General features: G+C 74.3%; 25 protein-coding genes. 17 read left to right on the top strand and 8 right to left on the bottom strand.

Annotated elements, in window-relative coordinates:
* The coding region (locus tag AB0B41_RS19660) for an AAA family ATPase (RefSeq protein WP_358205142.1) at positions 1–987 on the bottom strand (987 nt) is incomplete at its 3' end.
* Positions 988–1215: 228 nt separating this feature from the next.
* Between AB0B41_RS19660 and AB0B41_RS19655 the strand changes: the two genes are divergently transcribed.
* Positions 1216–2571, top strand: coding sequence for an MATE family efflux transporter (locus AB0B41_RS19655; RefSeq protein WP_358205140.1), 1356 nt, complete (start codon positions 1216–1218; stop codon positions 2569–2571).
* Here the strand turns inward: AB0B41_RS19655 and AB0B41_RS19650 are convergent.
* Both AB0B41_RS19650 and AB0B41_RS19645 read right to left on the bottom strand, forming a co-directional pair.
* Positions 2477–4138 (bottom strand): ATP-binding protein, encoded by a 1662-nt coding sequence (locus AB0B41_RS19650; protein ID WP_358205138.1) that lies wholly within the window; start codon positions 4136–4138, stop codon positions 2477–2479. The two genes, AB0B41_RS19655 and AB0B41_RS19650, sit on opposite strands and share 95 nt — an antisense overlap.
* 13 nt (positions 4139–4151) lie before the next feature.
* Complete coding sequence (locus AB0B41_RS19645) at positions 4152–5654, bottom strand: cation:dicarboxylase symporter family transporter (protein ID WP_358205135.1); 1503 nt, start codon at positions 5652–5654, stop codon at positions 4152–4154.
* A 124-nt stretch (positions 5655–5778) separates the two neighbouring features.
* On the opposite strand from AB0B41_RS19645, the gene AB0B41_RS19640 reads away from it, so the two are divergent.
* The 8 genes from AB0B41_RS19640 to AB0B41_RS19605 all read left to right on the top strand — a co-directional run bounded on the left by AB0B41_RS19640 (position 5779) and on the right by AB0B41_RS19605 (position 13939).
* The gene (locus AB0B41_RS19640; protein ID WP_358205133.1) at positions 5779–6438 is read left to right on the top strand and encodes a response regulator transcription factor; all 660 of its coding nucleotides are present in this window, start codon (positions 5779–5781) and stop codon (positions 6436–6438) included.
* An 11-nt stretch (positions 6439–6449) separates the two neighbouring features.
* Positions 6450–7340: a tRNA pseudouridine(55) synthase TruB gene (gene truB / locus AB0B41_RS19635; protein WP_358205131.1), complete on the top strand. Its 891-nt coding sequence runs from the start codon at positions 6450–6452 to the stop codon at positions 7338–7340.
* A gap of 27 nt (positions 7341–7367) precedes the next feature.
* Positions 7368–8294 carry a bifunctional riboflavin kinase/FAD synthetase gene (locus tag AB0B41_RS19630; RefSeq protein ID WP_358205128.1) on the top strand — a complete coding sequence of 309 codons (927 nt, stop codon included), beginning with the start codon at positions 7368–7370 and terminating at the stop codon, positions 8292–8294.
* A gap of 126 nt (positions 8295–8420) precedes the next feature.
* Entirely contained in the window at positions 8421–9074 is a 654-nt protein-coding gene (locus tag AB0B41_RS19625) for a helix-turn-helix transcriptional regulator (RefSeq protein ID WP_358205126.1), read from the top strand.
* 243 nt (positions 9075–9317) lie between these two features.
* On the top strand, positions 9318–9587 hold the full coding sequence (gene rpsO, locus AB0B41_RS19620; protein WP_037047075.1) for a 30S ribosomal protein S15: 270 nt from the start codon (positions 9318–9320) through the stop codon (positions 9585–9587).
* Between the two features lie 202 nt (positions 9588–9789).
* The gene (locus tag AB0B41_RS19615; RefSeq protein WP_358205124.1) at positions 9790–12048 is read left to right on the top strand and encodes a polyribonucleotide nucleotidyltransferase; all 2259 of its coding nucleotides are present in this window, start codon (positions 9790–9792) and stop codon (positions 12046–12048) included.
* A gap of 29 nt (positions 12049–12077) precedes the next feature.
* Positions 12078–13346: a pitrilysin family protein gene (locus AB0B41_RS19610; RefSeq protein ID WP_358205122.1), complete on the top strand. Its 1269-nt coding sequence runs from the start codon at positions 12078–12080 to the stop codon at positions 13344–13346.
* A 116-nt stretch (positions 13347–13462) separates the two neighbouring features.
* Entirely contained in the window at positions 13463–13939 is a 477-nt protein-coding gene (locus AB0B41_RS19605; RefSeq protein WP_358205119.1) for a DUF456 domain-containing protein, read from the top strand.
* A 9-nt stretch (positions 13940–13948) separates the two neighbouring features.
* On the opposite strand, the gene AB0B41_RS19600 is transcribed toward AB0B41_RS19605, so the two are convergent.
* Positions 13949–14716 (bottom strand): AraC family transcriptional regulator, encoded by a 768-nt coding sequence (locus AB0B41_RS19600; protein ID WP_358205117.1) that lies wholly within the window; start codon positions 14714–14716, stop codon positions 13949–13951.
* A gap of 98 nt (positions 14717–14814) precedes the next feature.
* Here AB0B41_RS19600 and AB0B41_RS19595 point away from each other — a divergent pair, with 98 nt between their 5' ends.
* Together AB0B41_RS19595 and dapB are read left to right on the top strand one after the other, a co-directional pair.
* The gene (locus AB0B41_RS19595) at positions 14815–15828 is read left to right on the top strand and encodes an iron-siderophore ABC transporter substrate-binding protein (protein ID WP_358205115.1); all 1014 of its coding nucleotides are present in this window, start codon (positions 14815–14817) and stop codon (positions 15826–15828) included.
* Positions 15829–15889: 61 nt separating this feature from the next.
* Positions 15890–16633: a 4-hydroxy-tetrahydrodipicolinate reductase gene (gene dapB, locus AB0B41_RS19590; protein WP_358205113.1), complete on the top strand. Its 744-nt coding sequence runs from the start codon at positions 15890–15892 to the stop codon at positions 16631–16633.
* Positions 16634–16691: 58 nt separating this feature from the next.
* Here dapB and AB0B41_RS19585 read toward each other — a convergent pair whose 3' ends face one another.
* Entirely contained in the window at positions 16692–17219 is a 528-nt protein-coding gene (locus tag AB0B41_RS19585) for a GNAT family N-acetyltransferase (protein ID WP_358205110.1), read from the bottom strand.
* An 88-nt stretch (positions 17220–17307) separates the two neighbouring features.
* Here AB0B41_RS19585 and AB0B41_RS19580 point away from each other — a divergent pair, with 88 nt between their 5' ends.
* Together AB0B41_RS19580 and AB0B41_RS19575 are read left to right on the top strand one after the other, a co-directional pair.
* On the top strand, positions 17308–18267 hold the full coding sequence (locus AB0B41_RS19580; RefSeq protein WP_358205109.1) for an EamA family transporter: 960 nt from the start codon (positions 17308–17310) through the stop codon (positions 18265–18267).
* A gap of 41 nt (positions 18268–18308) precedes the next feature.
* On the top strand, positions 18309–19532 hold the full coding sequence (locus AB0B41_RS19575) for a crosslink repair DNA glycosylase YcaQ family protein (RefSeq protein ID WP_358205107.1): 1224 nt from the start codon (positions 18309–18311) through the stop codon (positions 19530–19532).
* Positions 19533–19649: 117 nt separating this feature from the next.
* Here the strand turns inward: AB0B41_RS19575 and AB0B41_RS19570 are convergent, their stop codons facing one another.
* Both AB0B41_RS19570 and AB0B41_RS19565 read right to left on the bottom strand, forming a co-directional pair.
* Entirely contained in the window at positions 19650–20555 is a 906-nt protein-coding gene (locus AB0B41_RS19570; protein WP_358205104.1) for a DUF4097 family beta strand repeat-containing protein, read from the bottom strand.
* Positions 20556–20560: 5 nt separating this feature from the next.
* Positions 20561–21094: a toxin-antitoxin system HicB family antitoxin gene (locus AB0B41_RS19565; RefSeq protein WP_358205102.1), complete on the bottom strand. Its 534-nt coding sequence runs from the start codon at positions 21092–21094 to the stop codon at positions 20561–20563.
* Between the two features lie 101 nt (positions 21095–21195).
* Between AB0B41_RS19565 and thyX the strand changes: the two genes are divergently transcribed.
* Positions 21196–21948 (top strand): FAD-dependent thymidylate synthase, encoded by a 753-nt coding sequence (thyX, locus tag AB0B41_RS19560; protein ID WP_358205099.1) that lies wholly within the window; start codon positions 21196–21198, stop codon positions 21946–21948.
* 105 nt (positions 21949–22053) lie between these two features.
* Here the strand turns inward: thyX and AB0B41_RS19555 are convergent, their stop codons facing one another.
* On the bottom strand, positions 22054–22734 hold the full coding sequence (locus AB0B41_RS19555; RefSeq protein WP_358205097.1) for a maleylpyruvate isomerase family mycothiol-dependent enzyme: 681 nt from the start codon (positions 22732–22734) through the stop codon (positions 22054–22056).
* Positions 22735–22798: 64 nt separating this feature from the next.
* On the opposite strand from AB0B41_RS19555, the gene AB0B41_RS19550 reads away from it, so the two are divergent.
* The 3 genes from AB0B41_RS19550 (at position 22799) to dapA (ending at position 25265) form a co-directional block, all read left to right on the top strand.
* On the top strand, positions 22799–23425 hold the full coding sequence (locus AB0B41_RS19550) for a TIGR03085 family metal-binding protein (RefSeq protein WP_358205095.1): 627 nt from the start codon (positions 22799–22801) through the stop codon (positions 23423–23425).
* Positions 23426–23714: 289 nt separating this feature from the next.
* Positions 23715–24230, top strand: a complete 516-nt coding sequence (locus tag AB0B41_RS19545; protein ID WP_358205093.1) for a hypothetical protein — start codon at positions 23715–23717, stop codon at positions 24228–24230.
* Positions 24231–24254: 24 nt separating this feature from the next.
* A complete protein-coding gene (gene dapA, locus AB0B41_RS19540; RefSeq protein WP_358205092.1) occupies positions 24255–25265 on the top strand; it encodes a 4-hydroxy-tetrahydrodipicolinate synthase in 1011 nt (336 codons plus the stop codon).
* The last annotated feature ends 119 nt before the right edge of the window (positions 25266–25384 follow it).

Genomic DNA, 25384 nt, shown 5'->3' with positions numbered 1-25384 from the left:
GGACTCCGCGAAGCGCCGGGCGCAGTCGCAGGCCAGGGCGCCGAAGACGTCCCCGTGCAGGGTCTCGGCCACCAGGGCGTGCGGGAGGTGGTGGCGGCCCTCGTGGGCGACGACCAGGCGCGCGTCGACGGCGGGGGCGAGGGCCCCGGCCAGCTCACCGACCGGGACGTCGGCCACCGCGGCGAGCAGGACGGCGTCGACCCCGCCCGTGGTGCCGGCGTCGAGCACCGCGGCGGCCCGCAGGATCCGGGGGACCGGCTCGGCGAGCAGATCCAGCCTGCGCTCCAGCACCGCCCGGACGCCGGTCGGCAGCGCGGTGACCGCGTCGTCGTCCCGGGTTCGCAGCATGCGCACGATCTCGGCCGCGAAGAACGGGTTGCCGCCGGTGCGGCGGTGCAGTGTCGCGGCCACCCCGTCGTCGACCCGTTCGCCGGTGGCCGCCTGCAGGGCCGCGCCGAGGTCGGCGGCCGCCAGCCCGGACAGCACGATCCGCCGGTCGGCGGCCACCGCGGCCATCCCACCCGGTTCGGTGTCCCGGTAGGTGCCCAGCACCAGGACGGGCGCCTCACCCACGTGCGCTCGGAGCGCCGCGAGCAGGCGCAACGAGTCCGGGTCCGCCCAGTGCAGGTCGTCGAGGACGAGCAGGACGGGCGCGGCCGCACGCAGGGCCGCGCCGACGGCGTCGAACATGAGGAAGCGGGCCAGCTCGGCGTCGCCGCCGGGCACGGCGAGCGCCTCGGCCCGGCCGAGCCGGCCCAGGAGCTGGGCCCACGGCCAGTAGGGCGGGGCGCCGCCCTCCTGCTGGAACGCCGCCCACGCCGTGGCGACGCCCGCCTCCCGCATCCGCGCAGCGAACTCGGCGGCCAGGGTCGTCTTGCCGATGCCGGGCTCGCCGGTGAGCAGCGCGGTCCAGCCGCGGCCCGTGCGCAGGGCGTCGGCCGCCGCACCCTCGAGCTCGCGCAGCTCCGCGTCTCGCCCGACCAGCATCCCGGGAGGGTAGAGCCGACGGGCGCGGTACGGATGCATCACGCGTCCGGAGACGCCCTCTGGTCCGCAGTATGGATCCATAGCGCGTTCCCCGGACCCGCTCGAGCGCGCTATGGATCCACAACGCGGTTCTGAGTACGGCCTGGCCGCGCTATGGACGCGGTTCGGGCGCCCGCTGTGCGCCCCCGACGGCCGGGTGTGGTCGGTGCGCTGTGAAACCATGAGCGGGTGAGTTCGCCCGATCACGAGGGGGTGCCCGCCCGGCAGGTCCTCCGGCTCGCGGTGCAGGCGCTGCCCGTGCTGGCCGCGGAGCCGTTGTACGTGCTGGTCGACACCGCCGTCGTCGGGCGGCTGGGGGCGGTGCCGCTCGCCGGGCTGGCCGTCGCGGGCGTGCTGTTCGCGCAGGTCACCACGGCGCTGAACTTCCTCTCCTACGGCACCACCGCCCGCTCGGCCCGGCTGCACGGCGCGGGCCGGCGGCCCGAGGCGGTCGTCGAGGGCGTGCAGGCCACCTGGGTGGCGCTCGCCGTCGGGCTGCTGGTGCTCGGCGTCGGCCAGCTGGTCGCGCGGCCGGTCGCGAACGCGCTCGGCGACGGCGGTGCGGTCGCCGACGCCGCCGTCGGCTGGCTGCGGATCGCCCTGTTCGGGGCACCGCTGATCCTCGTCACGCTCGCCGGGAACGGCTGGATGCGCGGCGTGCAGGACACCGCCCGCCCGCTGCGCTACGTCCTCGCCGGCAACGGCCTGTCCGCCGTGCTCTGCCCGGTGCTGGTGCACGGGCTGGGGTGGGGCCTGGAGGGCTCGGCCGTCGCGAACGTGGTGGCGCAGGTCGTCGTCGCCGGGCTGTTCCTGGTCGCGCTCGGCCGGGAGAAGAAGGCGCACCCCGAGGTGTCCCTGCTCCCGCGGCTGCCGCTGATCCGCGCGCAGCTGTCCATGGGCCGCGACCTCATCCTGCGCACCGCCGGCTTCCAGATCTGCTTCCTGTCGGCCACGGCGGTGGCGGCGCGGTTCGGGGCGTCGGCGGTGGCCGCGCACCAGGTCGTGCTGCAGCTGTGGAACTTCCAGGCCCTCGTGCTCGACGCCGTCGCCATCGCCGCGCAGGCCCTCGTCGGCGCCGCGCTGGGCGGGGGCGGCGCCGAGCACGCGAAGGGCGTGGCGGCGCAGGTGATCCGGTACGGGCTGATCCTCGGCGTGGTGTTCGCGGGCGTGTTCGCCGCGCTCTACCCGGTGCTGCCCGGCCTGTTCACCGCCGACGCCGCTACCGTGGACACGATCCCGCAGGCCTGGTGGTTCTTCGTCGCGCTGCAACCCGTGGCCGGCGTGGTGTTCGCGATCGACGGCGTGCTGCTCGGGGCCGGCGACGCCGCGTTCCTGCGGACGACGACCCTGCTCGCGGCCGTCGGCGGCTTCCTCCCGCTGATCTGGATCTCGCTCGTCGCGGGCTGGGGGCTGGTCGGGATCTGGACCGGCCTGTCCCTGTTCATGCTGATCAGGTTCGTGGCGGTGGGCCTGCGGACGCGGTCGGGACGCTGGGCGGTGCCGGGCGCCGTGCTGGGTCCGGCGGAGAACCCGCAGGCAGGCTGACCCGGAAGAGCGTCCCGGGGTCGCGCGGCACCACCTCGACCGACCCGCCGAGCCGGCGCACGATCCGGGCGACCAGCGCCAGCCCGATCCCGCGCGGCCGGTCCGGCCGGGCCTCCTTGGTGGAGAACCCGTGCTCGAACACGTCGTCGGCGGCCTCGGGCGGGATGCCCGGTCCCGAGTCGGCGACCTCGAGCACGCCGTCGGCGAGGCGCACCTCGACCCACGGGTCGGGCGAGCCCTCCGCGGCGTCGAGCGCGTTGTCGACGAGGTTGCCGACGAGCGAGACGAGGTCGTCCGGGCCGAGGGGGACGGGGTCCTCGGTCTCGTCGTGCACGGTGAAGGCGATCCCGCGCTCGCTCGCGGTCCACGCCTTGTCGGTGAGCAACGCGGCCAGCACCGGGTCGTGCACGGTGTCGAGCACCGGCCCGCGCGCCCGGTCGACCGCCGCGGTGCCGGCCCGCAGCGCGTCGTCGGTGTCGCCGACCTGCACCAGGGTGAGCACGGTCTGCATCCGGTTGGCGAACTCGTGGGCCTGCCCGGCGAGCGCCCGGGCCCGGTCCCGCGCGGCGTCGCGCTCGCGCAGCACCCCCGACAGCTCCGTCCGGTCCCGCAGCGTGACGACGCGCGTGCCGTCGCCGGCGCGCGGCCCGGCCGCGGTGCGGGAGAGCAGCAGGACGCGCTCGCCGGCCAGCGTGAGGGTGTCCCGGACGTCCTCGACGCCGCCGGTGGCCAACCGGGTGACCGCCCGCAGCGCGGGGTCCACGCCGAGCTCGACCAGCCGTCGTCCCTCCACGGGTTCGTCGGGGGTGAAGCCGAGCAGCCGCCGCGCCTCGGCGTTGAGCACCACGACCCGGCCGTCCCGGTCGAGCACCATCAGGCCCTCGCGGACGGCCCGCAGGACGGCGTCGTGGTGGGTGTAGGCCGCGGCGATCTCCTCGGGCTCCAGGCCGAGCGTCTGCCGGCGCACGCGCCGGGCGAGCAGCCAGGCGAGGAACGCCCCGAGCGCCACCGCCGCCGCGGCCACCGCGAGGATCCACGGCAGCTCGCGCGCCACCAGCGCGCTGATCCGGGTCTCCAGGACGCCCACCGACACCAGCCCGACGACCTGGCCCCGGTCCGTCACCGGGACCACGGTCCGGACGGACGGCCCGAGGGTGCCGGGGTAGTCCTCGGTGTACGCGCGGCCGGCGCGGGCCTCCGCGATCGAGCCGACGTACACCCCGCCGATCCGGTCCGGCTCGGCGTGGCTGTACCGCACGCCGTCGGGCGTCATGATCACGACGAAGGCGGTGCCGGTCGCGACCCGCACCCGCTCGGCCAGGGGCTGCAGGGTCCGGGAGACGACGAGCGGATCGCCGCCCGCCGCGACCGCCGCGACGACCTGCGGGTCGCCGGCCACGGACTGCGCGGTCGCCAGGGTGAGCCGGGCCGCCGCGGCGGACTCGAGCTCGCGGGCCCCGAACACCCCCAGCGCCGCGACCCCGCCGACGGTCACCAGCACCGTCACGAGCTGCAGCAGGAGCAGCCGGCTGACGAGGCGGGAACCGCGGCGGGGTCGGGGGGACACGCCGGTGATTGTGCTACCGGACGGTCTCGTGGGTCTCGCTGCTCTCCTCGGTCCGTCCGGTGGGCGGGAGGGTCTTGCCGGTGCTGGTGACCCGGCCGGTGCGCTCGGTCGCGACCTCGTAGCCGCCGCCGGCACCCACCGCGGCGAGCTCCTTCCCGGACTCGTCCTCCTCGGCCCCCGAGCCGTGCTCCAGCTCCATGGCCTCGTCGACCAGCGACGGGTCGTCGAGCACCGCCTTCAGCCGCTCGCGGTCGAGCTCGCCGTTCCAGCGGGCGATGACCAGAGTGGCCACGACGTTGCCGATGCAGTTGGTCAGCGCCCGGCCCTCGCTCATCACGCGGTCGATGCCGATGATCAGCGCGATGCCGACGGCGATCGCCTCGGCCGAGAAGAAGTCGCCGCCGAAGGCCTGCAGCGACGCGGCCAGGGTGACCAGGCCGGCGCCGGTGATGCCCGCGGCGCCCTTCGACGTCAGCACCATGAGCAGGGCGAGGCCGATCTGCAGGGCGATCGGCAGGGACTCGTTGCCCGCCTGGATGATGAACAGCGCACCCAGGGTCAGGTAGATGCAGGTGCCGTCGAGGTTGAACGAGTAGCCGGTCGGGATGACCAGGCCGACGGTCTGCTTCGACGCGCCCGCCGCCTCCAGCTTGGTGAGCAGCCGCGGCAGCACGGACTCCGACGACGAGGTGCCGACGATGATCAGCAGCTCGTCCTTGATCAGCCGGATGACCTTGAAGATGTTGAACCCGGCCCACCAGGACACGAGCCCGAGCACCGCGACGACGAAGAACGCGCAGGTGCCCCAGAAGACGCCCATCAGCTTGACGAGGTTGGTCAGCGACGAGGCGCCGAACTGGGCGACGGTGTACGCCATGCCGCCGAACGCGGCGACCGGCGCGGCCCACATGATCAGCTTGATGATGCCGAAGATGACCTTCGAGATCGTCTCGATCGAGCCGACGACCCGCTTGCGCAGCGGCGCGGCCAGCAGCGACACGGAGCAGGCGGTGAGGATCGCCAGCACCAGGACGCGCAGGACCTCGTTCTCGACGAACGGGCCGAGGAAGCTGGTCGGGAGCAGGTCGTTGAGGATGAAGCCGGTGAGCCCGGCGTCCTGGGCGCCCTGGTCGACCTGCTTGGCGGCCGACTCCAGCGCGGTCGCCGACGGCTGGCCGCTGAACCCGGAGCCCGGCGCGAAGATGTTCGCCGCGAGCAGCCCGATGGTCAGCGCGACGACCGTCGCGACCAGGAAGTAGAAGAGCGCCTTGAGCGCGAGCCCGCCGGCGCGGGCGAGGTTGCCGATCGAGGCGATGCCCACGACGACGGTGCAGAAGATCACCGGCGCCACGATGACCTTGATCATCTGGATGAAGCCGTCGGCGAGCCACTTGGCGCCCTTGGCGGCGTCGGGCGCCACGAGCCCGAACACCACGCCGAGGACGATGCCGACGATGACCCAGAACCAGAGCTGGGTGAAGAAGCGCTTACGAGGTGCGGCTTCGGTTGATGTCACGTGTCGTCCTCCTCGACGTCCGGTGCCGGGGAGCACGCTAGGAACGTGACCGGCGCCATGTCAGGGCGTAGGCGTCCATAATTGGGCCGGGCTTGAGGTTTCGCAGGATGGGAGCAACCGGACGGTGCGCGCACTTCTGGTCGAGGACGACGAGGTCCTCGGCGGCGCCATGGCGAAGGCGCTCGGCACGGCGGGCTTCCGCGTGCGGCACGTGACCAGCGGGGCCGCGGCGCTCGCGGCGGTGCGCGAGTCCGAACCGGACGTCGTGCTCCTCGACATGGGACTGCCGGACCGCGACGGGATCGGTGTGTGCCGGGGCATCCGGGAGGTCTCGCGGGTGCCGATCCTCGCGGTGACCGGCCGCGGGGCGGTGGAGGCGCGGGTCAGCGGGCTGCGCAACGGGGCGGACGACTACATCGTCAAGCCGTTCCTCGTCGAGGAGCTGCTGGCCCGGATCGACGCCGTGCTGCGCCGCACCCGCGGGCTCGGGGTGGCGCCGGCCGTGGTCGCCGGGGACGTGGAGATCGACCTCGCCCGTCGCGCGGTCACGGTCGCGGGCGCCGAGATCGGGTTGGCGCGCAAGGAGTTCGACCTGCTCGCGGCCCTCGCCCGCCGCGAGGGCGCCGTCGTCGCGCGGGACGAGCTGCTCGACGAGGTGTGGGGGACCACCGACTCCTCCGCGCGCCGCACCCTGGAGGCGCACGTGGCGCTGGTGCGGTCCAAGCTGGGCCGGCCGGAGGTGATCGTGACGGCGCGCGGCGTGGGGTACCGGCTGGGCAAGTAACCTCACCCGCCGTGCCCGCACGCTCCGGCCCCGCCCCCGACCCCGGCCTCGTGATCGTCGACAAGCCCGGCGGTCTCACCTCGCACGACGTGGTCGCGCGGCTGCGGCGCATCCTGCGCACCCGCAAGGTCGGGCACGCCGGCACCCTCGACCCGATGGCCACCGGTGTGCTGGTGTGCGGGATCGAGCGGGGCACCAAGCTGCTCGGGCACCTCGCGCTCGACACCAAGGCCTACACCGCGACGATCCGGCTCGGCGTCGCCACGACCACGGACGACGCCGAGGGCGAGGTCGTGTCGTCGGCCGACGCGTCGGGGGTCGGGGACGAGGCGATCGCCTCGGCCATGGCGGCGCTGACCGGCGAGATCCTGCAGGTCCCGTCGTCGGTCTCGGCGATCAAGATCGACGGGAAGCGGGCCTACGCGCGGGTGCGGGCGGGGGAGACCGTGGAGATCCCGGCGCGGCCGGTGACGGTCTCGTCGTTCTCGCTGGTGGAGCGCCGGGCTGCGGACCTCGACGTCGTGGTGGAGTGCTCCTCCGGGACCTACGTGCGGGCGTTGGCCCGGGACCTGGGCGCGGCGCTGGGCGTGGGCGGGCACCTGACGGTGTTGCGGCGCACCCGGGTCGGGCCGTTCGACCTCGGCCACGCGCGCACGCTGGAGGAGCTGGAGGCCGCGCCCGGGCTGTCGCTCGACCTCGCCGGGGCGGTGGCGACGGCCTTCCCGCGCCGGGACGTCGACGCCGGCGGCGCCACGGACGTCTCGCACGGCAAGCGGCTGCCCGCGGCGGGCCTGACCGGCACCTACGGCGTGTTCGCACCGGACGGCCGTGTGCTCGCGCTCATGGCCGACTCGGAGGGCGCGGCCAAGCCGGTCGTGGTGCTCGCCCCGGCGGGCTCGTGAGCAGGCGGGTTCCGTAGGGTGGCGATCGTGGAGCGGTGGCGTGGACTCGAGGCCGTGCCGTCGGGGTGGGGCCGCAGTGTCGTGACCATCGGGGTCTTCGACGGCGTGCACCGCGGGCACCGGCAGCTGATCGAGCGGGCGGTCGCCCGGGGCCGGGAGCGCGGCCTGCGCAGTGTCGTCGTCACCTTCGACCCGCATCCCGCCGAGCTGGTCCGCCCGGGATCGCACCCGGCCGCGCTGACCACCCTCGAGCGGCGCGCCGACCTGGTCGAGGAGGCGGGGGCGGACGCGTTCTGCGTCATCCCCTTCACCGCCGAGCTGGCGCACATGAAGCCCGCCGAGTTCGCGCACGAGGTGCTGGTCGACACCCTGCACGCCGCCGACGTGGTCGTGGGCACCAACTTCACCTTCGGCTACAAGGCGGCCGGCGACATCGGCACCCTGCGCGAGCTGGGCACCCGGTTCGGCTTCCAGGTCGAGGCGCTGGACCTGATCACGGACGACGGCGTGACCTTCTCCTCCACCTACATCCGCTCGTGCATCGACGCGGGCGACATGGAAGCGGCCGCCGCCGCGCTCGGCCGGCTCCACCGGGTGGACGGCGTGGTGGTGCACGGCGACAAGCGCGGGCGTGAGCTGGGCTTCCCCACCGCCAACGTCGCCTGCGCGGTGCACACCGCCCTGCCGGCCGACGGCGTCTACGCGGGATGGTTCCTGCTGGGCGCGCGGCGGCTGCCCGCGGCGGTGTCGGTCGGCTCCAACCCGACCTTCTCCGGCAAGGTCCGCACCGTCGAGGCCTACGTCCTCGACGTCGACGAGGACTTCTACGGCCACGAGGTCGGCATCGAGTTCGCCCACCGCCTCCGCGGCCAGGAGCGGTTCGACGGCATCGACCCGCTGATCGAGCAGATGAACGCCGACGTCGAGCGGACGCGGGAGCTGCTGGGGGTGTGACGGCCTCCGGGCCCGGGCGGGTGTGGGGGGCCCGATCGGGTGTGGCAGGTGGGCCGGGCGCGGTTCCCGGTGCCGACTTCTCCCGTTCCGCCCCGGGAAGGGGCGTCCACCTGCCAGCATCCGGATGTGGAGATCGACAGGCTCGCCGCCAACCGGGAGCGACAGCGGGCGCTGTACGGGACCCCGCTCGCCGAGCGGGTGCACCGGATGCTGCGGGTCCTCGGGATCACGCAGGGCGCGCTCGCCGCGACGCTCGGGATGAGCCCGGCGATGCTGTCGCAGCTGGTCAGCGCCAAGCGCGTGAAGATCGGCGATCCGGCCGTCCTCGCCCGGCTGCTCCTGCTCGACGGGCGGTGCGCGGCCGGTCCCGTCCCTGCGGAGGAAGTCCCCGGCCTGCTCGACGAGGTGCGCACCGCCTCGCCGGAGTGGGCGGCCCTGCTCGCCCGGCCGGTCGAGGCGGCCCGCGACGCGACCACCGACTCCGCCGGCACGCCGTCTCGCCGGCGCCCGTCCACGACCCGCGGCCCGGTCCCCACCGTCCACCCCGCCGTCCACCCCGCCGTCCACCCCGCCGTCCACCCCGCCGTCCACCCCGACGCCGATCCGCGGCCCGTCCGACCGGTCCCGCGCCCCGACCCCCGGCGCGACCCCGCCCTGCTCGCGGCCGAGGCGCTGCGCCGGGTCGCCGGACCGGCACAGCTGGTCGCCGCGGCGTCGACCCTCGCCGCGACCTTCCCCGAGCTCGCCGCCCTCCTGCGCCGCGCCGCCGCCACCCGCTGAGCGCGCATCGGCCCCGACGACCACAACAGACACGCCCGACACACCGTCACCCACCCTGACCGGCGACGATCGGCGGGTACCCGGAGGTGGGGAGGGCCGCGCTGGTAACCTCTTCGGTGGGTCCGGCTGCAGTCCGTGGCGGCCGCGACCAGCTTCCCGCCCCGACGCGGTCGCCCACCACGGCGAGCGCGTGGCCCGGGCGCGGGCCCCACGGACGTCACCACACGAAGGAGCACCACCGCAGTGGCACTCACCGCCGCAGACAAGAAGACCATCCTCGACGAGTACGGCGTCCACGAGGGCGACACGGGCTCGCCGGAGGCGCAGGTCGCGCTGCTCACCAAGCGCATCAGCGACCTGACCGAGCACCTCAAGCAGCACAAGCACGACCACCACTCCCGCCGCGGCCTGCTCCTCATGGTCGGCCGCCGCCGCCGCCTGCTGAAGTACCTGGCGTCGGTCGACGTGCAGCGCTACCGCTCGCTCATCGAGCGGCTGGGTCTGCGCCGCTGAGCCGCTCCGGGGCCGGGGCGGCGTGAGCTGCCCCGGCGCCCGGGTGCAGAACTGAACACCCCACCGTCACCGCGCCCTGAAGATCCGCCGGTCCTCGGTAGTGGCCCCCGGAACGACGAGTCGTCCGGGAGCTTCGATCGAAGACCGGCTCCGCGGAGGATCCCGGCGAGGTGGCGCTCTGTCGGAGGAGAGACACCACTTCATGACCGATCCCAACGTCACGGTCGACGACGGCGTGCACGAGAGCACCGCCGTCCTCGACAACGGCTCGTTCGGCACCCGGACGATCCGCTTCGAAACCGGTCGGCTGGCCCGCCAGGCCGCCGGCTCCGTCGTCGCGTACCTCGACGACGAGACCATGCTGCTGTCCGCCACCACGGCGTCGAAGCAGCCCAAGGAGCACTTCGACTTCTTCCCGCTCACGGTGGACGTCGAGGAGCGCATGTACGCCGCGGGCCGGATCCCCGGCTCGTTCTTCCGCCGCGAGGGCCGTCCCGGCACGGACGCGATCCTCACCTGCCGGCTCATCGACCGGCCGCTGCGCCCGTCGTTCGTCGACGGCCTGCGCAACGAGATCCAGATCGTCGTCACGGTGATGTCGCTGCACCCGCAGGACCCGTACGACGTGGTGGCGATCAACGCCGCGTCGGCCTCGACGCAGCTCGCCGGCCTGCCCTTCTCGGGCCCGATCGGCGGCGTGCGCGTCGCGCTGATCGACGGCCAGTGGGTCGCGTTCCCGACCTGGGACCAGCTCGAGCGCGCCGTGTTCGACATGGTCGTCGCGGGCCGCGTCGTCGGTGACGACGTCGCGATCATGATGGTCGAGGCCGAGGCCACCGAGAAGACGATCGAGCTCGTCGCCGGCGGCGGGAACGCGCCGACCGAGGAGGTCGTCGCGGCGGGCCTGGAGGCGGCCAAGCCGTTCATCCGCACCCTGTGCGTGGCCCAGCAGCAGCTGGCCGACGCCGCCGCCAAGCCCACCGGCGACTACCCGACGTACCCGGCCTACCAGCCGGACGCGTACGAGGCCGTCGAGAAGGCCGCGTCCGCGAAGCTCGGCGAGGCGCTGACCATCGCCGGCAAGCAGGAGCGCGAGTCCGCCACGGACGCCGTCAAGCTCGAGGTGCTCGAGTCCCTCGGCGGGCAGTTCGAGGGCCGCGAGAAGGAGCTCGGCGCCGCCTTCCGGTCGCTGAACAAGAAGCTGGTCCGCCAGCGGATCCTGCGCGACAAGGTCCGCATCGACGGCCGCGGGCTCACCGACATCCGGCCGCTCTCGGCCGAGGTCGAGGTCGTCCCGCGGGCGCACGGCTCGGCGCTGTTCGAGCGCGGCGAGACCCAGATCCTGGGCGTCACCACGCTGAACATGCTCCGCATGGAGCAGCAGATCGACTCGCTCGGCCCGGAGACGTCCAAGCGGTACCTGCACCACTACAACTTCCCGCCGTACTCGACCGGTGAGACCGGCCGGGTGGGCTCGCCGAAGCGCCGCGAGATCGGCCACGGCGCGCTGGCGGAGCGGGCGCTCGTCCCGGTCCTGCCCACACGCGAGGAGTTCCCGTACGCGATCCGCCAGGTGTCGGAGGCGCTCGGCTCCAACGGCTCGACGTCGATGGGCTCGGTCTGCGCGTCCACGATGTCGCTGCTCAACGCCGGTGTGCCGCTGAAGGCGCCGGTCGCGGGCATCGCGATGGGCCTGGTGTCGGACGAGGTCGACGGGCGGATGTCCTACGTCGCCCTGACCGACATCCTGGGCGCCGAGGACGCGTTCGGCGACATGGACTTCAAGGTCGCCGGCACGGCCGAGTTCGTCACCGCGCTGCAGCTGGACACCAAGCTCGACGGCATCCCGTCCGAGGTCCTCGCGGCCGCGCTGAACCAGGCCAAGGACGCCCGCCTGACCATCCTCGAGGTGCTCGGCGAGGCGATCGACGGGCCGGACGAGATGAGCACCTACGCGCCGCGGGTCACCGCGATCAAGGTGCCCGTCGACAAGATCGGCGAGGTCATCGGCCCGAAGGGCAAGATGATCAACTCGATCACGGAGAAGACCGGCGCGGACATCTCCATCGAGGACGACGGCACGATCTACGTCGGCGCCGCCGACGGCCCGTCCGCGGAGGAGGCGATCGGCATGATCAACGCCATCGCCAACCCGCAGCTGCCGAAGATCGGCGAGCGGTTCCTGGGCACGGTCGTCAAGACCGCCGCCTTCGGCGCCTTCGTCTCGCTGGTCCCGGGCAAGGACGGCCTGGTCCACATCTCGAAGCTCGGCAACGGGAAGCGGATCGGCAAGGTCGAGGACGTCGTCAAGGTCGGCGACAAGATCCGCGTCGAGGTCACCGACATCGACAACCGCGGCAAGATCAGCCTGATCCCGGTGCAGGAGGAGGCCGCGGGCGACAGCGCCCCGGCCGACGCGCCGGCGGAGGACAAGGCCGAGCCGGCCGAGGTCTCCAGCTGACCAGCACGTCGCACTCGAACGCCCCCGGGGTGGCTCGCACCGAGCTGCCCGGGGGCGTTCGCGTGCTCACCGAGCAGGTGCCCGGCGTGCGGTCCGTCGCGCTGGGCGTCTGGATCGCGATCGGCTCCCGGGACGAGCGCCCGGACCAGGCCGGCGCCGCCCACTACCTCGAGCACCTGCTGTTCAAGGGCACCGGGCGGCGCACCGCGCAGGGGATCGCGGAGGAGATGGACGCGGTCGGCGGCGAGCTCAACGCGTTCACCGCCAAGGAGCACACCTGCTACTACGCGCACGTCCTCGACGAGGACCTGCCGCTGGCGCTCGACGTCCTCGCCGACGTCGTGACCAACGCCGAGCTCGCGCACACGGACGTCGAGCTGGAGCGCGGGGTGGTCCTCGAGGAGATCGCGATGCGCGACGACGATCCCGAGGACCTGCTCGGCGAGCTCTTCGACGAGACGATCTTCGGCGCGCACCCGCTCGGCCGCCCCGTGATCGGGTCCGAGGAGTCGATCCGCGGGATGAGCCGCGAGACGCTGCACGACTTCTGGCGGGGCGAGTACACCACGCCGCGGATGGTCGTCGCGGCCGCCGGCAACCTCGACCACGGGCACGTCGCCGACCTGGCCGCGAAGGCGCTGGGCGACGGCCCGGAGTTCGCCCCCGTCGGCCCGCGCCCGGCCGGCGGCGGACGCCTGCCCGCCCGCAGGGCCCTCGCCCTGCGCACTGACGACTCCGAGCAGGCGCACCTGCTGCTGGGCGTGCCCGGGCTGGACCGGCACGACCCGCGCCGCCCCGTCCTCGCGGTGCTCAACGCCGCGCTCGGCGGCGGGCTGTCGTCGCGGCTGTTCCAGCAGGTCCGCGAGCAGCGCGGGCTGGCGTACCAGGTGTACTCGGCACAGGCCTGCTACGCCGACGCCGGCACCTTCTCGGTCTACGCCGGGTGCGCGCCGGAGCGGCTCGGCGAGGTCGTCGCGGTCGTGCGGGACGTGCTGGCCGGCGTCGCCGCCGACGGGCTCACCGAGTCCGAGGTGGTGCGGGCCAAGGGCTCGCTGCGCGGCGGCACGGTGCTCGGGCTGGAGGACACGGCGTCGCGGATGAACCGCCTCGGCCGCTCCGAGCTCGACCACGGGCGGCAGCGCAGCGTCACCGAGAGCCTCGAGCGGATCGACGCCGTCACCCCGGCCCAGGTCGCCGACCTCGCCGCCGAGCTGCTGGCGCAGGACCTCACCGCCGCCGTCGTCGGCCCCTACGACGCCGTCGACGACCTCCCCGCCGCCCTCCACGACCTGGCCTGACCTCCCGCGAGTCGGCACTCTCAGGCGTCCGAACCCCACATCCCGGTCGTCCGGAACGTGCGACTCGGTGGCCCGGAGGTGCCGACCCGCGGGGTGATCTCGGTAGGGTCGGCGGCGTGGTGACGGCACTGGTCGCGGGACTGCTGATCCTGGTCGGCCTGGTGGGGGTCGTCGTCCAGGTGCTGCCCGGGCTGATCGTGATCCTGGCCGGCGTGGCCGTGTGGGCCGTCCCGCGCGGCGACGCCCTCGGCTGGTGGGTCCTCGGCATCGCGGGCGGGCTGCTGATCGTCGGGTCGCTGGCGAAGTTCCTGGTGCCCGGCAGGCGGCTGCGCGACGCCGGCGTCCCCGGCCGGAGCCTGCTCGCCGGTGGCGTGCTGGGGGTCGTGGGCTTCTTCGTGATCCCGGTCGTCGGGCTCTTCGTCGGCTTCGTGCTGGGCGTCTACCTCGCCGAACTCGCCCGGCTGCGCAGCTCCGCGAAGGCCTGGCCGTCGACGAGGCACGCGCTGTCGGCCGTCGGCTGGAGCATGCTCATCGAGCTCGCCGCCGGCCTGCTCATGGTCGCGGCCTGGATCACCGGCCTGGTCCTGGCCTGAGGACCGCCGTCAGCGGAAGTGCGCCGCGGGGGTGTGCCCGAAGTGGCGGCGGAAGGCGTCGACGTACCCGTTGAGCGACGCGTAGCCCACCCGCCGCGCGACCCCGGCGACCGGCAGCCCGTCGGCCAGCAGGGGGAGCGACGCCCGCAGCCGCACCTGCGTGCGCCAGTCCGTGAACGTCATCCCGGTCCCCACGGCGAACGCCCGGCGCAGCGTGCTCACGCTCGTGCCCAGCTCGGCGGCCCAGTCCTCCAGCGACCGCGGGTCCGCGGGCGCCGCGGACAACCGCGCCGCCACGGCCCGGGCACGCGGGTCCGCGGGCAGCGGCACCGCGACGCCGGGGTCCGGCACCGCGCCGACCAGCCCGAAGAACAGGGCGCGGGCCGACTCCGCCACGGTCGACAGCTCCGGTCCGGCCAGCGCCAGCAGCAGCTCGCGCAGCAGCGATCCGACCGGGACGACCGTCGGCTCGGTCCACTCGAGCGGGCACGCGTTCGGCCACACGTACAGGCAGTGCAGCGCCGACGGCGACCGGTTGACGAGGTCGTGCGGCAGGTGCGCCGGGATGAACAGGGCGCGGGTCGGCGGCAGCACCCAGGTGCGGGGGCCGACCACCGCCGTCGTCAGGCCCTCGCTGACCCACGCGATCTGGTGCTGGTGGTGGCGGTGCGGACCCCAGGCGCCGGGCTCGTGCGGCGCGAAGCGGCAGATCCACATGTCGCGTTCCGTGTCGCCCTCGTGGCCCTCGTAGGGCGGCGACTCGACCGCGAGCGTCATGGCGGCTCCGTGGGGTGGGTTGAACGCTGAGCTGGTGTCGACCGGATCGAACTGAGGTTAGCCTCACCGACGCCGATCGACGACCCCGTGGAGACCGTGTGCGCCCCCGTTCCCTCCTGCTCGCCGCTGTGCTCGTGCTCGCCGCGGGCTGCTCGTCCAGCCCTCCGACGACCGCGCCGGGCGCGGCCCCGCAGGCGGCCTTCCCGGTGTCCGTCGAGCACGAGTTCGGCACGACCACCGTGCCCGCGGCCCCGCAGCGGGTGGTCAGTGCCGGGTACACCGAGCAGGACACCCTGCTGGCGCTCGGCGTCACGCCCGTCGCCGTGACCGACTGGTACGGCGACCAGCCCTACGCGACCTGGCCGTGGGCGAAGGAGCAGCTGGGCTCTGCCACCCCGACCGTGCTCACCGCGAAGGACGGGCCGGACTACGAGAAGATCGCCGCGCAACGCCCGGACCTCATCGTCGCCACCAACGCGGGCCTCGACCGGGAGCAGTACGACCGGCTCGCCGCCATCGCCCCGACCGTCGCGCAGCCGAAGGGCGGCACCGCCTGGTTTGCGCCGTGGGACGCGCAGACCCGCCTGATCGGCGCCGCGATCGGCAAGCCGGACGAGGCGAACGCGCTGGTCGACGGCATCAAGAAGCGGTTCGCCGACACGGCCGCCGCGCACCCCGGCTTCACCGGCACGCCCGCGATCTTCCTGCAGGCCCCGTTCTACGACGGCAGCGCGATCGCCTACCAGAACGGCCTGTCGACAGAGTTCCTCACCGACCTCGGTTTCACCGTGCCCGCCGAGATCGACCGCTTCGCACCGGAGGGCGACTCGACCCAGGCCTACATCCCGATCGAGAACCTCGGTGTGCTCAACGCCGGCAGGGTCCTGATCTGGGCGACCGAGGACGCGTCGGCCCGGACCGAGCTCGAGGCCCAGCCGCTCTACCGCACGCTCACCCCGGTGCAGAACGGCAACCTGGTCTTCACCGATGCCACGCTGGCCGGGGCGATCTACTTCTCCAGCCCGCTGTCGCTGCCGTACGTGCTCGACCATCTCGTCCCGCGACTCGACGCCGCCCTGGCCGGCAACCCGGAGACGAAGCCGGCCGCCTGAGGGCGTCCGGGCGCCGGGACCGCGGCCGATCATCCACCAGACGCCCCTTAGGCTGCGAGCCGTGAGTGCGATCCGGGTGGCGGTGCTGGGGGCGAAGGGGCGCATGGGCTCCGAGGCGTGCGCGGCGGTCCGCGCCGCCGACGACATGGAGCTCGTGGCGGAGGTCGGCTCGGCCGACCCGATCTCCGCCGCGGACGGCGCCGAGGTCGTGGTCGACCTGACCCGGCCCGACGTCGTCATGGACAACCTCGAGCACGTCCTCGACCGGGGGCAGCACGCCGTGGTCGGGGTGTCGGGGTTCGACGCCGGGCGGCTCGACACGGTCCGCGGCTGGCTCGCCGACAAGCCGGGCCAGGGTGTGCTGATCGCCCCGAACTTCGGCGTCGGGGCCGTGCTCGCCATGCACTTCGCCGCGCAGGCCGCGCGGTTCTTCGAGTCGGCCGAGATCGTGGAGCTGCACCACGAGAAGAAGGTCGACGCCCCGTCCGGCACCGCCGCCCGCACGGCCACGCTGGTCGCCGAGGCGCGGGCGGCCGCCGGGCTCGGCCCGGTACCCGACGCCACCACCAGCGACCCGCTCGGCGCCCGCGGGGCGGAGGTCGACGGCGTCCACGTGCACGCCGTCCGGATGCCCGGGATGGTCGCCCACCAGGAGGTCATCCTCGGCGGCGCGGGGGAGGTCCTGACGATCCGACACGACTCGATGAACCGGGCCTCGTTCATGCCCGGCGTGCTGATGGCGATCCGCGCCGTGCCGCACCGCCCCGGGCTGACCTTCGGCCTGGAACCCCTCCTCGGCCTGTGAGTGCCGACTGCCACTAGAGGGTCACCCGGCACTCACGACCCCCGCTGACCTGCGCCGGTCAGGTCAGCTCGAGGTCCAACGGGCCGGTGTGCCGGACCTCGCGCACGGTGCCGTCCCCGGTGTCGAGGGTCCGGACGGCGCCGTCGGCGGCCCAGCCGGCGCGGGTGTAGAAGGCGCGTGAGGCCGTGTCGGCCTCGGGCACCCACACCCGGCCCTGCTCCGACCCGGACCGGCGCAGGGCGGCCCCGGCGACGGCGAGCAGTCGCCCGCCGTGCCCGCGCCGGCTCCAGCGGGGCTCGACGAGCAGCGCGCTGATCTCCGCGATCGCCAGGCCGTCCTGCCCGGCGTAGTGCGCCGCCGCGCAGAAGCCGACCGTCCAGTCGCCCTCGAGCGCCACGAACACGTGGAAGGGGTCGCCGGCCGCGACCGCGTCCTGCCAGGCCCGCCGGGCGTCGTCGCTGGTCAGCCGGTCGAGCGCGGCATCGGGGAGGATCCCGGCGTACGCCACCCGCCAGGTCTCGGCCTGGATGCGGACGATCTCGTCGACGTCCGCGTCGACGGCGGGGCGGACCGAGGCGAGGGCCATGCGGACATTCGTACCTGGTGCCCGGGTGACGCCGGACACCGGCCGAGGGGTTGGCCCAGCTCGGCTCGGCATGGCAGCGTGCGGGGACGTGAACGATCGTCCGTCCGGCCCCCGGACGGCGTGGGTGGCGCTCTCGCTGGTCTACCTGCTCTGGGGCTCGATCTACCTGCTCAACCGGCTGCTGATCACGCACGTCACGCCCCTGCTGGCCGGCGGCTTCCGGTTCCTGTCGGCCGGGGTCGCGCTCGGCCTGCTGGTCCTGGTCGTCTCGGGACCGCGCGGGTTGCGGATGAGCCGGCCGCAGCTGCTCACGACGATGCTCTCCGGGCTCCTGCTGCCCGCCTGGGGCAACGGCCTGGTCGCCGTCGCGCAGACGCAGATCCCGTCGGGGCTCGCGGCGCTGCTGCTGGCGGTCGTGCCGCTCTACATCGCCGTGCTGCGCACGATCTTCGGGGACCGGCCCCGTCCGGCGACGCTGCTCGGGGTCCTGGTCGGCCTCGTCGGTCTCGGGGTGCTGGTGCTGGCGGGCCCGGGCTCGGGCGGCACGGCCGGGAGCGCGTCGTGGGGGCCGTGGCTCGTCGTGCTGGCCGGCCTCGGTTGGGCCTCGGGCACCTACGCGACGACCAGGCTGCCGGTCCCGCCGAACCCGTTCGCGCTGGCCACGGTGCAGATGGTCACCGGTGGACTGATCATGATCGGGGTCGGCGGCGCCGCGGGCGGACGGGTCGACCTCGGTGCGCTCCCCGCAGCGACGTGGTGGGTCTGGGTCGCCGCCGCGGTGGCCACGCTGGGCGGGTTCAGCGCGTACGCGATCGCGCTGCGCGGCCTCCCTGTGTCCACGGTCGCGACCTACGCCTACGTCAACCCGGTGATCGCGGTCCTGCTCGGGGTGCTGCTGGTCGACGAGCGGTTCACCCTCCTGCAGGCCCTCGGCGGGCTGATCGTGCTGGTCGCGGTCGTCCTGGTGGTGCGGGCGGAACGCCGGCCGGCCGGGGCCGCGGACGAGTTCACGGCCGAACCGGTCCCGGATCCGCCGCCGGCCCGCTGACCGTCCGGAAAGTGTCGGTGCGTGCTGGCAGCATGCCCCTCGTGAGGACGATCTCGGCCGACGTCGCGCGCCGCACGGCGCTGGCGGCGCAGGGCTTCGCAGAGCCGCGGCCGCCGGGCCCGGTCACCCGGCGGCACCTGCAGCGTGTCCTCGGCCGGATCCAGCTGCTGCAGCTCGACTCGGTGAACGTGGCGGTGCGGGCGCACTACATGCCGGTCTTCAGCCGGCTCGGCGCCTACCCGCGCGACCTGCTCGACGGGGCGGCCTGGCACCACACCGCGCGCCGGCCGCGGCTGCTGGTCGAGTACTGGGCGCACGAGGCGAGCCTGCTACCCGTCGAGGACTGGCCGCTGCTGCTGTCGGGGGCCAAGCGTCCGGGCTGGTGGCGGCACTACGCGCAGCTCGCCGACCGCGAACCCGCCCTGGTCGACGACGTGCTGGCCGCGGTCAAGGAGCTGGGTCCGCTCGGTGCGGGCGCACTGGAGACGGCGCTGGGCGGCGCGGCGGGGAAGCCGCGGCCGCCGGGGGTGTCGTGGTGGGAGCGGTCCGACGTGAAGCGGATCTGCGAGTACCTGTTCGGCCTCGGCGCGCTCACCACCGGCACCCGGGTCAACTTCCAGCGGCTCTACGACCTCCCCGAGCGGGTGCTGCCGTCGGCCGTGCTCGCCGCCCACCCGATGGACCACGGCGAGGCGGCGCGAGGGCTCGTGCGGCGGGCGGCCCGGGCGCTGGGGATCGCGACCGAGCCGGATCTGCGGGACTACTACCGCCTCGGGCCCGCGGAGAGCCGCCGTGCGGTCGAGGAGCTGGTGGAGGCGGGGGAGCTGGAGCCGGTGGCGGTGCGCGGCTGGCGGGCGCCGGCGTACCGGGCGCCGGGCGTGGGTGTGCCGCGGCGGATCGAGGGGCGGGCGCTGCTGTGTCCCTTCGACCCGCTGATCTGGGAGCGCGAGCGCACCGAGCGGATCTTCGGCTTCCGGTACCGCATCGAGATCTACGTGCCCGAGCCGAAGCGCGAGTTCGGCTACTACGTCTTCCCGTTCCTGCTCGACGGCGAGCTGGTCGGCCGGGTGGACCTCAAGTCGGACCGGGCCGCCGGGGTCCTCCGGGTGCAGGGGGCGTTCGCCGAGGCGGGCGTGGAGGTGCCGCGGGTGGCGGCGGAGCTGGCCGCCGAGCTGCGGCACATGGCGGAGTGGCTCGGGCTCGGGGGCGTGGTCGTGGGGGAGCGGGGTGATCTCGCGGGAGCGCTGGCCGGGGCGGTGGGGTGAGTGGGTGCTGAGTGGCCGGCGCCTCGGGTTCGCGACGCGACGGCGGCGCGCCCGGGACCTGCCGGACGCGCTGCCGTCGTCGCTCGTTCGTCACCCGGCGTCGTCGCTGTGGACCCCTCAGACCGCAGCGGTGGCGGCGCGGGTGATGCGGATGTCCCCGCTCCCGGTCCGCCCGGCCACCCGCAGCGGCGGGGTGTCGGCGGGGGCGACGCGGCCGACGTCGAGGTCGCTGCGCGCGTGGCCGGAGCCGGAGGTGAGGTCGAGCTCGGCGGTGACGCCGGAGTGCACCCCGACCCGGATCGAGCCGGAACCGGTCGTGAGGTCGAACTGCCCTGCAAAGGCGTCGGCGATCTCGACGTCGCCCGAGCCGGTCTTCAGCGTGAGGTCGGCGTGCACCTCGCCGAAGGAGACGTCGCCGGAGCCGGCCTTCACCGTCGTCGGGCCGGAGAGGGCGGCGGCGGAGATCCCGCCGGAGCCGGTGCGCAGCTTGGCCTCCGCGCCCACGATCCCCAGCTCCACGCGGCCGGAGCCGGTGCCGACCTCGAGGGGCCCGGTGACCTCGTCGAGCCGGGCGTTCCCGGAGCCGGTGCGCACGGCGGCCCAGCCCGAGCGGCCGGTCACAGTGACGTCGCCGGCGCCGGTGCGCACGGCGAGCCGCGAGCGCGCGGGCGCCCACACGGTCACCGCGAGCGGCACCACCCGCAGCGGCAGGTCCTGCGCCGAGCGCACCACGAGCCGCCGCGCGGTCTCGCTCCAGCTGATCTCGGCGGCGCGGACCGCGGCGGCACCGGGGTCCTGCGCGACGTCGCCGGTCGCGGTGCCCAGCCAGTTGAGCAGGCCGGTGATGCCCTGCTCCCAGGGGCTGTCGGCGTCGGGCTCGTGGCGGACCTCGACCCGGACCTCGGTCGCGTCCTCGTTCAGCTCGATGCGCACCCGCCCGACGTCGATCGCGACCTCGAGCTCGGCGGGTTCGGTGCAGGTCCAGGCCTGCTGGCGGACCAGGTCCTCGTTCGGTTCGGTCATCGCGCTCACCCCTGCACCCATCCCTTGAGGCGGCCGTCGCCGCCGTCGTCGTCCCGGCCCGGCCCGTCGGGCCGCGGCCAGCCACGTCCGCGCTGCTCCCACCGGCGTTGCTTGCCGGCGAGGGCGCCCTGCACCGCCTGGGAGACCCAGGAGTTGAGCGATACGCCCTGCTGGGCCGCGGCCTGCTCGGCCTGCGCCTTGATCTGCTCGACGAGCCGGAGCGTGATCCGGCTGATGTCGCCGGCGTCGCCCGGGCCGGGCGGGGTGAAGCGCGGCGCGTGCTGCTCGTGCTCGTGCTCGGTACCGGAGACGGCCACGCGGACGTCCCGCCCGTCGAGGCGCACCTCGACGGTGCGGTCGCCGAGCGCCTCGGTGACCTCGGCGGCCAGGTCGGAGAGGGCGTTCATGACGGCCAGCCGGGCCGCGGGTTCGATCGCCGCGCCGAGGAGCGCGGCCGTGCGCTGGGTCTGCTCGTCGCCCGCGGCGGCGGCGGACGCGAGGTCCTCCCGCAGCTGCGCGACGTACTGGCCGATGTCCATGACGCCACTATGGCGTCACCTCTGACATCACGCAACCGTCATCGCGCTGTCAGGCTGACGTCGGGCCGGTTCCGTCGGCCCCGCCGGTTACGCTGCCGACCATGCCGCAGACCGTCCCGCCGAAGGTCCAGCTCGTCGCCAAGACCGAGTTCTTCCCGCCGGCCGACGTGCCGTGGGAGACCGACGCGGACGGCGGGCAGGCACTCGCCGAGTTCGCCGGCCGGGCCTGCTACCAGTCCTGGAGCAAGCCCAACCCGCGCACCGCGACCAACGAGGGCTACCTGCGGCACATCCTCGAGGTCGGGCACCTGTCCGTGCTCGAGCACGGCACGGTCAGCTTCTACCTGACCGGCATCTCACGCAGCCTCACGCACGAGCTGATCCGGCACCGGCACTTCTCGTACTCGCAGCTGTCGCAGCGGTACGTTCCGGAGCGCGACGCGGCGATGGTCGAGCCGGAGGTCATCGCGGACGACCCCGAGCTCCACCAGATGTTCCTCGACGCCGCCGAGGCCTCGGTGAAGGCCTACGAGAATCTGCTCGAGGGCCTGGAGAAGCGGTTCGCCGACGTCCCGAACGCCACCCTGCGCCGCAAGCAGGCACGGCAGGCGGCCCGGGCGATCCTGCCCAACGCCACGGAGACCCGGATCGTGGTCACCGGCAACTACCGCGCCTGGCGGCACTTCATCGGCATGCGCGCCACGGAGCACGCGGACGTGGAGATCCGCGCGCTCGCGATCGAGTGCCTGCGGCAGCTGCAGGCCGAGGTCCCGAACGTCTTCAACGACTTCGACATCCAGAAGCTCGACGACGGCACCGAGATCGCCAGCAGCCCGTTCGTCACGGAGGGCTAGCGCAGCGCCGCTCGACCGTCGGCACGGAGGGCTAGCGCACCGCCGCCCGACCGTCGGCACGGAGGGCTAGCGCAGCGCCGCCCGACCGTCGGCACGGAGGGCTGATCAGATCGACGGCCACTGCTCCAGCAGGGTCGGGTCCCCGCCGGCGTGCAGCGACACCGGGTCGCGGCGCCGCCACAGGGCGAGGACGAGATCGGAGGCCGTGCCGCGCATCGTCGTCACGGGGCCGGGGTCCGGCAGGTCCCGGGTGAGCCGCTCGCCGGTGTCGGTGATCTCGACCGCCAGGGTGGTCGGAGCGGGCGGCGCCATCCCGGCCGCGAGCCCGGTCGCGACGAACACGTCGAGGTACTCGGCGATCCCGTCGCGCGCCACGGCGGTGTCGATCGGTGCGGGCTCACCGGACAGCCCGGTGTGCGCGTCCCAGCGGTGCACCGCGAACTCGTGCGCGGCCCGGCGCTGCCAGAAGGCGGCCGTGTCCGGTGCGACCGACCAGTTCGGTGCGGGGGCAGCCGGGTCGGTGTCGCGCAGCGCCCGCACGAGGGCGTCGAGGTCGTCGTCCCAGGTCCGCAGCGCCTCGTCGGGCGGGACGGGCGGGATCTCGTCGGGTGCCGGTCCCGCGAGCACGTCGGGCACCCAGCGGGCGAAGCCGGCCGTGTGGGCGAGCAGGTCCGCACCCGTCCACCCCGGACACGAGCGGAGCGTCTCCGCCGCGCCCACCCGGGCCGCGGCGCCGAGCGCCCGGCCCTCCGTCTCCACCGCCGTTGCGAATCCCCCCGAATTCATGACAACCAAGGTGTCATCTTCGCCTGTCGGGCGCAACGGGCTCCCCGCCGCTAGCGTGGCCCCGGTGAGCCTTGCGACCGACGAGCGCGCCGCCCTGTCCGACACCCTGGAGAAGCTCGGCCCCGACCGCCCGACGCTGTGCGAGGGCTGGGCCACCCGGGACCTGCTCGCGCACCTGCTCGTCCGGGAGCGGCAGCCCTGGGCCGCGCCCGGCATCGTCGTGCCGGTCCTGCACCCGCTCACGCAGAAGGGCATGGCGGGGTACGCCGACACCCCGTGGGAGTCGATGATCGGCGAACTGCGCGAGGGCGCGCCGCCGTGGTCGCCGTACCGCATCGGCAAGGTCGACGAGGTCGCCAACGGCGCCGAGTTCTTCGTCCACCACGAGGACGCCCGCCGCGGCGAGCCCGGCTGGGAGCCCCGCCCGGCGGACAAGGAGCGGGACGAGCAGCTCTGGGCGCTCGCCACGCGGATGGGCCGGCTCCTGGTGCGCCGCAGCCCCGTCGGCGTCGTGCTGCGCAGGCCGGAGGGCGCGGCACACGTCGTGAAGACCGGCCCCGGCCTGGTCACCCTGGTCGGCGACCCCGGCGAGATCGTCCTGCACCTCTTCGGCCGCGACGTCGCCCGGGTCGAGGTCGAGGGGATCGCTTCCGACGTCGAGCTGTACAAGGGCGTGAGTCGCGGGCTGTAGTCGTCCGCCTACGCACCTTGACGTATGGAGGTGCATCGCCCGGGTTCCTAGCGTTCGAGATCGGCGTCGCTGGGGAACGGGGTGGTCACGATCGGTCGCAGCCACTGGGGCGTCGCGATCCTCGCCGCCGCGACGTGCGCACTCCTCGTCTCGGGCGTGGCCCTCGCTGGTCGCGGCGGTCTCGCTCACCGCGCTCTGGGTGTTCCGGGCGACCTGGCCGCGACTCCCCTGCCGGGCTCGTCGCGTGCTCGTCCGTGCTGCCGGTCCGGTCGCAGGCGCCCTGGGGCTGATGGCGATCCTGCTGGCCGGCGTGGCGTTCGTCGATCCGAGCCCGTTCGACGCGTTCCCGTGGCTCGCGGGCTCCTGCCTCGCCGTCGGCGTGCCCCTCGCCGCCTGGGCCTTCCGGGCGCGGCGGCGCTCCACGTCCTTCGCTGCCGTCGCGGAGTGGACCGCCTGCTTCGTCCTGGTCGCGGTCGGACTCTTCTGGGCGGCGGGCGACTACTCGTCGGCGGTCGGGACGGGACGGGCACAGAACATCGCCGCGACCCTCCCGCAGTCCGCCGACGTCGTCCTGTTCAGCGAGAAGGCGCTGCAGTCACGGGTCGCAGGAGTCGTCGAGACCGCCTGCGCGGGGTCGGGCTTCCGCTACGACGGCCTCACACTGGTCATGCAGGCCGGGGACCGCTATGTCCTGCTCCCGGCGGCGTGGACCCCTGCCACGGGGAGCGCGGTCGTACTTCCGCGGTCGGACGGCGTCCGCCTCGAGTTCGCCGCGCCCGGCACCGCTCAGGTCGGCGGTTGCTGAAGGGGGCCGGGTACCGTCACCCCCATGAGCCCCTCCTCCGCGCAGGCCCTGCCTCCGGGTCGCCCGTTCGGCCAGGTGCTGACGGCGATGGTCACGCCCTTCGACGCGGAGGGGGAGCTGGACCTGGCGAAGGCGGAGGAGCTGGCCACCCACCTCGTCGACCTGGGCAACGACGGGCTGGTCGTCAACGGGACCACCGGCGAGGGCCCGACGACGTCGGACACGGAGAAGTCCGAGCTGGTCCGCGCCGTGGTGAGCGCGGTCGGCGACCGCGCCACGATCGTCGCCGGCGCGGGCACCTACGACACGGCGCACAGCATCCACCTGGCCCGCCAGGCCGAGAAGGCGGGCGCGCACGGGCTGCTCGTCGTCACCCCGTACTACTCGCGGCCCCCGCAGAACGGGCTGCTCCTGCACTTCACCGCGGTCGCCGACGCGACCGAGCTGCCGGTGATGCTCTACGACATCCCGCCGCGCTCCGTCGTCCCGATCGAGCTGGACACGCTGCAGCGGCTCGCCCAGCACCCGCGGATCCTCGCGGTCAAGGACGCGCGCAACGACCTGCGCGTCGGTACCGAGGTGCTCGCCACCACGACGCTCGCCTACTACTCGGGCGACGACCCGGTGAACCTGCCCTGGCTGTCCGTCGGGGCCGTCGGGTTCGTCTCGGTGATCGGGCACGTCGTGGCCGACCGCCTGCGCGTGATGCTCGAGGCCTTCGAGGCCGGCGAGCACGACCGGGCCCGCAACCTGCACTACGCCATGATCCCGCTGCTCCGCGGCATGGGACGGGTCGGCGGCGCGGTCTTCTCGAAGGTGGCGCTGCGCCTGCGGGGGCTCGACGTCGGCGAGCCCCGGCTGCCCCTGCCGCCCGCGACCGAGGAGCAGGTCGCGCTGATCGCGGCGGACCTGATGGCCGGCGGCGTCGCGCTCGACCCCGACCGCGTGCCGCACGGCCGCCCCGCCCACCCCGGACACGGGGCGTTGGGCACCCGCACGGACACCGACCTGGGGGCCGAGGTCGCCTACCGCTGACCCGGCCCCTCCGACCAGCGCCGATGTTCGCTCCGCAAGCTCCGCTCAGCACCGGAGTTCGCCCCGCGAGCTCCGCTCAGCAAGAAAAGGCACATACCACGTGAGTCGTCCCTCCTCCC

The sequence above is a fragment of the Pseudonocardia sp. NPDC049154 genome (assembly GCF_040648315.1).
Classification (GTDB): domain Bacteria; phylum Actinomycetota; class Actinomycetes; order Mycobacteriales; family Pseudonocardiaceae; genus Pseudonocardia.
This window is presented reverse-complemented; position numbering and strand designations above follow the sequence as displayed.

Bases quoted from the DNA above. Each gene is read 5' to 3' on its own strand.
- AB0B41_RS19615 (WP_358205124.1), top strand. From the start codon at position 9,790: ATGACCGATCCCAACGTCACGGTCGACGACGGCGTGCACGAGAGCACC.
- AB0B41_RS19600 (WP_358205117.1), bottom strand. From the start codon at position 14,716: ATGACGCTCGCGGTCGAGTCGCCGCCCTACGAGGGCCACGAGGGCGAC.
- AB0B41_RS19585 (WP_358205110.1), bottom strand. From the start codon at position 17,219: ATGGCCCTCGCCTCGGTCCGCCCCGCCGTCGACGCGGACGTCGACGAG.
- AB0B41_RS19570 (WP_358205104.1), bottom strand. From the start codon at position 20,555: ATGACCGAACCGAACGAGGACCTGGTCCGCCAGCAGGCCTGGACCTGC.
- AB0B41_RS19565 (WP_358205102.1), bottom strand. From the start codon at position 21,094: ATGGACATCGGCCAGTACGTCGCGCAGCTGCGGGAGGACCTCGCGTCC.
- thyX (WP_358205099.1), top strand. From the start codon at position 21,196: ATGCCGCAGACCGTCCCGCCGAAGGTCCAGCTCGTCGCCAAGACCGAG.
- AB0B41_RS19555 (WP_358205097.1), bottom strand. From the start codon at position 22,734: ATGAATTCGGGGGGATTCGCAACGGCGGTGGAGACGGAGGGCCGGGCG.
- AB0B41_RS19545 (WP_358205093.1), top strand. From the start codon at position 23,715: ATGGCGATCCTGCTGGCCGGCGTGGCGTTCGTCGATCCGAGCCCGTTC.
- dapA (WP_358205092.1), top strand. From the start codon at position 24,255: ATGAGCCCCTCCTCCGCGCAGGCCCTGCCTCCGGGTCGCCCGTTCGGC.